General features: G+C 67.5%; 6 protein-coding genes and 1 tRNA gene. 6 read left to right on the plus strand and 1 reads right to left on the minus strand.

Going from position 1 to position 7,511, the window contains the following annotated elements; translation table 11 throughout:
• The first annotated feature begins 133 nt into the window (after positions 1-133).
• From AC2H6A_RS16280 to AC2H6A_RS16305, 6 genes are all read left to right on the plus strand, one after another.
• Positions 134-1,618: an NADH-quinone oxidoreductase subunit M gene (locus AC2H6A_RS16280; protein ID WP_484274767.1), complete on the plus strand. Its 1,485-nt coding sequence runs from the start codon at positions 134-136 to the stop codon at positions 1,616-1,618.
• 5 nt (positions 1,619-1,623) lie between these two features.
• A complete protein-coding gene (gene nuoN, locus AC2H6A_RS16285; RefSeq protein ID WP_484274768.1) occupies positions 1,624-3,096 on the plus strand; it encodes an NADH-quinone oxidoreductase subunit NuoN in 1,473 nt (490 codons plus the stop codon).
• A gap of 14 nt (positions 3,097-3,110) precedes the next feature.
• Positions 3,111-3,683 (plus strand): NUDIX domain-containing protein, encoded by a 573-nt coding sequence (locus AC2H6A_RS16290; protein WP_484274769.1) that lies wholly within the window; start codon positions 3,111-3,113, stop codon positions 3,681-3,683.
• 98 nt (positions 3,684-3,781) lie between these two features.
• Positions 3,782-5,440 carry a bifunctional metallophosphatase/5'-nucleotidase gene (locus AC2H6A_RS16295; protein ID WP_484274770.1) on the plus strand — a complete coding sequence of 553 codons (1,659 nt, stop codon included), beginning with the start codon at positions 3,782-3,784 and terminating at the stop codon, positions 5,438-5,440.
• 5 nt (positions 5,441-5,445) lie between these two features.
• Positions 5,446-6,642, plus strand: a complete 1,197-nt coding sequence (locus tag AC2H6A_RS16300) for an MFS transporter (RefSeq protein ID WP_484274771.1) — start codon at positions 5,446-5,448, stop codon at positions 6,640-6,642.
• Positions 6,643-6,677: 35 nt separating this feature from the next.
• A tRNA-Ser gene (locus AC2H6A_RS16305) sits at positions 6,678-6,765 on the plus strand.
• Positions 6,766-7,042: 277 nt separating this feature from the next.
• On the opposite strand, the gene AC2H6A_RS16310 is transcribed toward AC2H6A_RS16305, so the two are convergent.
• Positions 7,043-7,399, minus strand: coding sequence for a YybH family protein (locus tag AC2H6A_RS16310; RefSeq protein ID WP_484274772.1), 357 nt, complete (start codon positions 7,397-7,399; stop codon positions 7,043-7,045).
• Positions 7,400-7,511: the final 112 nt, after the last annotated feature.

Raw genomic sequence — 7,511 nt, forward strand, 5'->3', positions numbered from 1 at the left:
TTCGCTGGTGCGCCTGGCGCAGTCGGGTCTCATCTATCACTACGCGGTCGTGATGATCGCCGGCGTGGCGGTGCTGCTCTGGTGGTTCGTGCCCCTGATCAAGCGCTGAACGATTCTGGAGTCCTCTTTCGCCATGAGTGCCGGTTTCCCCTTCCTGAGTGCCGCGATCTGGATCCCGATCCTGGTCGGCGGCTTCCTGCTGGCGGTGGGCAACGACCGCAGCCGCGGCGTGGTGCGCGGTGTGGCCCTCGCCGGCGCGCTGCTCGGGCTGCTGCCCACGCTGTCGATCGTCGCCGGCTTCGACGGCAGCACCGCCGATTTCCAGTTCACCGAGAAGCTGCCCTGGATCGAGCGCTTCGGCGCCCACTACCACCTGGGCGTGGACGGCCTGTCGATGTGGTTCGTGCCGCTCACCGCCTTCATCACGGTGATCGTCGTCATCGCCGGCTGGGAGGTGATCGAAGACCGTGTCGCGCAGTACATGGCCGCGTTCCTGATCCTCTCGGGGCTCATGATCGGCGTGTTCAGCGCCCTGGACGGCCTGCTGTTCTACGTGTTCTTCGAGGCCACCCTCATCCCGATGTACATCATCATCGGTGTCTGGGGCGGCCCCAACCGGGTGTACGCGGCCTTCAAGTTCTTTCTCTACACCCTGCTCGGCTCGCTGCTCACGCTGGTCGCGCTGATCTACCTCTACCTCAAGTCGGGTTCCTTCTCGATCCCCGACTGGCATGCCCTGCCGCTGAGCATGGCCGAGCAGGTGCCGATCTTCCTCGCCTTCATGGCCGCCTTCGCGGTCAAGGTGCCGATGTGGCCGGTGCACACCTGGCTGCCCGATGCCCACGTTGAGGCGCCCACCGGCGGCTCGGTGGTGCTGGCGGCCATCATGCTCAAGCTCGGCGCCTACGGCTTCCTGCGGTTCTCCATGCCGATCGCGCCCGATGCCAGCCACGAGCTGGCCGGCTTCGTGATCACCCTGTCGCTGATCGCGGTGGTCTACATCGGCCTGGTGGCGCTGGTGCAGACCGACATGAAGAAGCTGGTGGCCTACTCCTCCATCGCGCACATGGGCTTCGTTACCCTGGGCTTTTTCATGTTCAACCCGCTCGGGGTGCAGGGCGCCATCCTGCAGATGATCTCGCACGGCTTCATCTCCGGCGCCATGTTCCTGTGCATCGGCGTGCTCTATGACCGCATGCACTCGCGGCGCATTGCCGACTACGGCGGCGTGGTCAACACCATGCCCATGTTCGCGGCCTTCTTCCTCTTCTTCACCATGGCCAACTGCGGTCTGCCGGCCACCTCCGGCTTCGTGGGCGAGTTCCTGGTGATTCTTGGCGCGGTGCAGTTCAACTTCTGGATCGCCTTCGGCGCAGCCGCCACGCTGATCCTCGGCGCAGCCTATTCCCTGTGGATGTACAAGCGGGTGGTGTTCGGTGCCGTGGCCAATGAGCAGGTGGCCCAGCTCAACGATGTCAACCGCCGCGAGTTCTGGATGCTTGCGGTGATGGCGGTGGCGGTGCTCTGGATGGGTGTTGCGCCCCGACCGATGACCGATGCCACCGATGCCTCGGTGACGGCGCTGCTCAAGCACGTCTCGGTCTCGAAGATCAGGTGATCCCGATGGACAAGCTCAACCTGCTCGCGGCCCTGCCCGAGATCGTGCTGCTGCTGGTGGCCTGTGTGGTGCTGATCGCCGATGTGGTGCGCGGCCGTGGCGCTCCGGTGTCTGGCATCGACCGCCTGGCCCTGATCGCGCTCTTCGCGCCTTTCTTCGCCGTGCTCTCCCAGACTGGCTCGCCCACCGAGTACGCCTTCAACGGCATGTATGTGGCCGACGAGTTCGCGCGGCTGCTCAAGCTGTGCGCCTGCGTGGCCACCGCGGTCACGCTGCTCTATGCCCGCGCCTACATCGCCGAACGGCAGATGTACCGTGGCGAGTTCTACACCCTGGCGCTGTTCTCGCTGCTCGGCCAGATGGTGATGATCTCGTCGAACAACCTGCTGGTGACCTACATGGGGCTTGAGCTTATGTCGCTCTCGCTCTACGCGCTGGCCGCGCTGCGGCGCGACTCCGGCCGGGCCACCGAGGCCGCCATCAAGTACTTCGTGCTGGGCGCGCTGGCCTCGGGCTTTCTGCTCTACGGCATGTCGATGCTCTACGGCGGAACCGGCAGCCTCGACCTGCCCGATATCGCCAAGGCGATCGCCACCGGTCAGGCCAACCGCACCGTGATGGTCTTCGGGGTGGTGTTCATCGTGGCGGGTCTGGCCTTCAAGTTCGGCGCGGTACCTTTCCACATGTGGGTGCCCGACGTCTATCACGGCACGCCCACCGCGGTCACCCTGCTCATCGCCGGCGCGCCCAAGCTCGCGGCCTTCGCGATTGCCTTCCGCATCCTGGCCGAGGGCCTGATCGGCGTGGCCGCCGACTGGCAGCAGATGCTCACCGTGCTCTCGGTGGCCTCGCTGGTGGTGGGCAACCTGGTGGCCATCGCCCAGACCAACCTCAAGCGCATGCTCGCCTACTCCACCATTGCGCAGGTGGGCTTCGTGCTGCTCGGGCTGCTCTCGGGCGTGGTCGGCGGAGACCCGAAGGGTGCGCCCGAGGCCTACAGCGGATCGCTCTTCTACATCATCACCTATGTGCTCACCACGCTGGGCACCTTCGGTCTGATCCAGATGATGGCGCGCGCCGGCTTCGAGGCCGAGGAGATCTCCGATCTGCGCGGCCTGAACCGGCGCAGCCCCTGGATGGCGCTGGTGGCGCTGGTGCTGATGTTCTCGCTGGCCGGCATTCCGCCCACGGTGGGGTTCTACGCCAAGCTGGCGGTGATCCAGTCGGTGGTGGCGGCGGGCATGATCTGGCTGGCGGTGCTGGCGGTGCTCGCCTCGCTGGTGGGCGCCTTCTACTACCTGCGTGTCGTCAAGACCATCTACTTCGACGAGCCGGAAGACACTGCGGTGCTGGCGCCCGGCGCGGCCGCCCGCGCGGCCATGGGCGTGAACGGCGCGCTGGTGCTGCTGCTGGGCGTGCTGCCCTCGCCGCTGATGAGTGCCTGTCTGAACGCCATCCGCCAGGCGCTGGCGAGCTGAGTCCGGCGAACCGCATGAGCAGCCGCCTCGAGGAGACCACCCTGGCCAGCGAGGTGGCCTACGAGGGGCACTTCCTCAAGATCCGCCGTGACCGGGTTCGCATGCCCGATGGCCGCACTTCCGGCCGCGAGTATGTGGTTCACCCGGGCGCTGCGGCCATCGTGCCGCTCTTTCCCGATGGCCGCGTGCTGGTCGAGCGCCAGTTCCGCTACCCGCTGCGCAGCACCTTCGTCGAGATCCCTGCGGGCAAGCTCGACCCGGGCGAGACCTCGCTGCAGACCGCGCGGCGTGAACTCACCGAAGAGACCGGTTACCGGGCCCGCGAGTGGGCGCTGCTCACCCGCATCCACCCGGCCATCGGCTTCGCCGACGAGTTCCTGGACATCTTTCTGGCTCGTGATCTCGAGCAGGTCGGTCGCCAGCTCGACGAGGGCGAGTTCCTCGAGATCGACATCGTCACCCTGGGCTGGCTGATGGATGAACTGCGCGCCGGCCGCCTCACCGATGTCAAGACACAGATCGCCGTGCACTGGCTCGATCGCCTGATGAGCGGCCAATGGGACTGGCCCGCCTTCGATCTCGGCTGACTCTGCCTGCCGTGCCCACGCGGCGCATCCTGGGCCTGGCAGCGGGCCTCTTGTGTCTGATGCTCGGTCTGGCCGGTTGTGTGACCCGGCCTGCGCCGGTGCCGCTGAGGCTGCTTGCGTTCAATGACTTCCACGGTCATCTGCTTGCGGCCGAGAGCGGCACGGTGGACGTACCTGATCCGCAGGACGGCACCCCACGCCGGCTGCGGGCCGGGGGCGCAGCCCATCTCGCTGCCCTGATCGCGCAGCGCCGCGCCGGCGTGCCGCATGCGCTGGTGCTGTCCACCGGCGATCTGGTGGGGGCCAGTCCGCTCACCTCGGCGCTCTTTCGTGACGAGCCGACCATCGAGGTGATGAACCTCATCGGGCTGGACGCCAATGTGGTCGGCAATCACGAGTTCGACAAGGGCGTGGCCGAGCTCATGCGGCTCATTCGCGGCGGCTGCGCGGCGCCGGTGCCCGAGTCGCCCCTGGACAGCTGCGCCGGGCCCGAGGGGCGGTTCCCGGGCGCGCGCTTCACCATGCTCGGTGCCAATGTGGTCGATGCGGCTGGCCAGGCGGTGTTGCCGCCGGCGCTGGTCCGGCGCATCGGACCGGTTCGCGTTGGTCTGGTGGGTGCGGTCACCCGCACCACGCCCACCATCGTGTCGCCTGCGGGGGTGAGCGGGCTGCGCTTCGAGGATGAGGCGCAGGCCATCAACCGGCAGGTGAGGGCGCTGCACGAGCAGGGCGTGGAGGCGATCATCGCGCTGGTGCACGAGGGCGGCGCGGCGCAGGCCGGGCCCGGCCACGAGGGCGATTGCAGCCAAGCGCGCGGCGAGATCTTCCAGATCATCGACCGGCTCGACCCTGCCGTCGATCTGGTGCTCTCCGGGCACACCCATCAGGTCTACAACTGCGTGCGCCGAGGCATTCGGGTGATTCAGGGCGGCTCCTACGGCCGGTTGCTTTCCGAGGTCGATCTGCTGCTCGATCCGGCCAGTGGCGATGTGATCCGCGGTTCGGTGCGGGCGATCAACCGGCCCGTGGCCAATGGCCTGGATACCCGGGCGGCGGATCGCGGGGCAGTGGCCGTCGTTCCCCCGGATGCCGCGGTGGCCGCCCGGGTAGCCCACTATGCGGCGCTGGCCGCGCCGCGCAGCGCGCGCGAGGTGGGCCGCCTGCTCGCGCCGGCAACGCTCGCGGCCGCGCCCGGTGGCGACAGCCCCGCGGGCAGGCTGGTGGCCGATGCCCAGCTCGCCGCCACCCGTGGCGCGGCCGAGGGCGGCGCGCAGATCGCGCTGATGAACCCCGGTGGGGTGCGGGCGGAACTGCGCCCGCGAAACGCCGAGGGTGTTGTGAGCTATGGCGACGCCTTCGCGATGCAGCCCTTCGGCAACAGCCTGGTCACCATGAGTCTGAGCGGCGCGCAACTGCTGGCCGTGCTCGAGCAGCAGTGGGCCGGTGTGAACCGTGACCGGGCGCGAATCCTCCAGCCCTCCGCCGGCTTCCAGTACCGATGGGAGGCGCGCGCGCCGGCCGGCGCCCGGGTGGTGCCCGGCTCGCTCAGGCTGCATGGCGAGCCGATCGAGCCGGCGCGCAACTACCGGGTCACCGTCAACAGCTTCCTGGCGGAGGGCGGTGATGGCTTCAGCCTCTTCACCGAGGGCAGGGAGCGCCTCGGTGGCGCACAGGATCTCGATGCCCTGCTTGCCTGGCTGCGCAGCCGGTCGCCGCTCATGCCCGAGACGACACCCCGCATCGAGCGGGCCGACTGAGCGCGATGACCGAGCGGGCAGCGTCGCCCCGGCCGCCGATTCCGCGCGGCGTCTGGGTGCTCGGCTTCGTCAGCCTGTTCATGGATGTCTCCTCCGAGATGATCCACAGCCTGCTGCCGCTCTTCCTGGTGAGCGGGCTGGGCGCAAGCATGCTCATCGTGGGGGTGGTCGAGGGCATGGCGGAGGCCACCGCGCTGGTGGTCAAGATTTTCTCGGGTGCGTTGAGCGACTGGATCGGTCGTCGCAAGGGCCTGGCCCTGCTCGGCTATGGCCTGGGGGCTGTCGCCAAGCCGCTGTTCGCGCTGGCGGGCGGGGTGGGTCTGGTGATTGCCGCCCGCTTCATCGACCGCGTCGGCAAGGGCATCCGCGGCGCGCCGCGCGATGCGATGGTGGCCGATCTCAGTCCGCCGGCGATTCGGGGCGCGGCGTTCGGCCTGAGGCAATCCCTCGACACGGTCGGCGCCTTCAGCGGCCCGCTGCTGGCCACCGCGCTGATGCTGTGGTGGGCGGGTGATTTCCGGGCAGTGTTCTGGGCTGCCTGCCTCCCGGCGCTGATCTGCGTGCTGCTGCTGGCCGTGGGTGTCAAGGAGCCCGAACGCCCTCCGGCCCCACCGGCTGGCAACCCCCTGCGGCGCGAGGCCCTGGCCCAGTTGGGCGCGCCTTTCTGGCGGGTGGCGCTGGTGGGCGCGGTCTTCACGCTGGCGCGGTTCAGCGAGGCCTTCCTGGTGCTGCGCGCGCAGGACCTCGGCATGACGATCGCGCTCGTGCCGCTGGTGATGGTGGCGATGAACCTTGCCTATGCGGTGTGCGCCTTCCCCTTCGGTCGCCTGGCAGATCGCGTCGACCATCGTCTGCTGCTTGCAGCCGGCGTGATGGTGCTGGTGATTGCCGATTGCCTGCTCGGTCTGGCCGATCATCTCGCCGTGCTGCTGGCCGGCGTGCTGCTCTGGGGCGTGCACCTCGGTATGACCCAGGGACTGCTGTCGGCCATGGTGGCCGAGGTGGCGCCCGCGCATTTGCGCGGCACGGCCTTCGGTCTGTTCAACCTCGCCTGCGGCGCGGCCATGCTGCTGGCCAGTGTGCTGGCCGGCGCCCTGTGGGATGCCTTCGGTGCGAGGGTCACCTTCCTGGTTGGCGCGGCGCTGTGCGTGCTGGCCTTGCTCACGATCGCCACGCTGCGCGCGCCGCGGCGTTCGGGCTGAGGCCGCGGCCGCTGCGGTATAGTCAGACCGGTTCCGGAGGGTTGGCAGAGCGGTCGAATGCGGCGGACTTGAAATCCGTTGTAGGGCAACCTACCGGGGGTTCGAATCCCTCACCCTCCGCCAGTTGAATCCCCCTCAACCGCTCCTTGCCCAAGGCGGGTTTGCAAGTGGTTGATCCGGTTGAGTTTTTCGGCTGCATGCGAGTACGCGGGATTCAAGCGCGCTCGGCAATGCCGTACCGACTCCGACTTGAGACGGCGATCGTCTCAGCGGCTCCTGACAGAGACGGGTTCGAACTGGATCCGTACTGTGGACGCTCGCAACCTCGTCGCTCTGCGGATCTCACTCCAGGCGCTCGAAGTTCGTGGTGGTGTCCAGTTGGCCGAAAAGCGACCACCACTTATTCATAGCAGGCATACGCCCTCACGACCTTTCCTGCTTCGCTGAACTCAAAAGTCTCTGCGACCGATTGATGGCGATGATTCCGATAAAGGACTGTCACGGTTTGAAAGCCAATCAGCACCTTGTCGAGTTCGAATTGCAGTTCGGGCTGTGCTGCGAGGCCTGCGCTCCAGTAGCTGCGCAGTGCTTCTCGTCCAATGACCCGGCCATTGCCGGTACGCTGCGCCGCGACGGGCGAAAGGAACGCGACATCGTCACTGTAGTGGGAAAGGATCGCGTCAATGTCATGGCTGTTCCAAGCGCTGATCCAGTGTGCGGCAAAGGCTTCAGCCGAAGTGCGTGACGCGTTGTTCATTGAAGTACCTTGGTTCAATTGGCGGCCGGTTGAGAGAGCGACGCATGAAGCCTCAACCCCAGCGCTGCAATGACCTTCATGATCGTCGCGAACTCGGGGTTGCCGTCAGTTC

The sequence above is a fragment of the Quisquiliibacterium sp. genome, assembly GCF_982640115.1.

What these genes read in the sequence shown, in the direction of transcription:
- AC2H6A_RS16300 (WP_484274771.1), top strand. Translation starts at nt 5,446, where the DNA reads ATGACCGAGCGGGCAGCGTCGCCCCGGCCGCCGATTCCGCGCGGCGTC.
- nuoN (WP_484274768.1), top strand. Translation starts at nt 1,624, where the DNA reads ATGGACAAGCTCAACCTGCTCGCGGCCCTGCCCGAGATCGTGCTGCTG.
- AC2H6A_RS16310 (WP_484274772.1), bottom strand. Translation starts at nt 7,399, where the DNA reads ATGAACAACGCGTCACGCACTTCGGCTGAAGCCTTTGCCGCACACTGG.
- AC2H6A_RS16290 (WP_484274769.1), top strand. Translation starts at nt 3,111, where the DNA reads ATGAGCAGCCGCCTCGAGGAGACCACCCTGGCCAGCGAGGTGGCCTAC.
- AC2H6A_RS16280 (WP_484274767.1), top strand. Translation starts at nt 134, where the DNA reads ATGAGTGCCGGTTTCCCCTTCCTGAGTGCCGCGATCTGGATCCCGATC.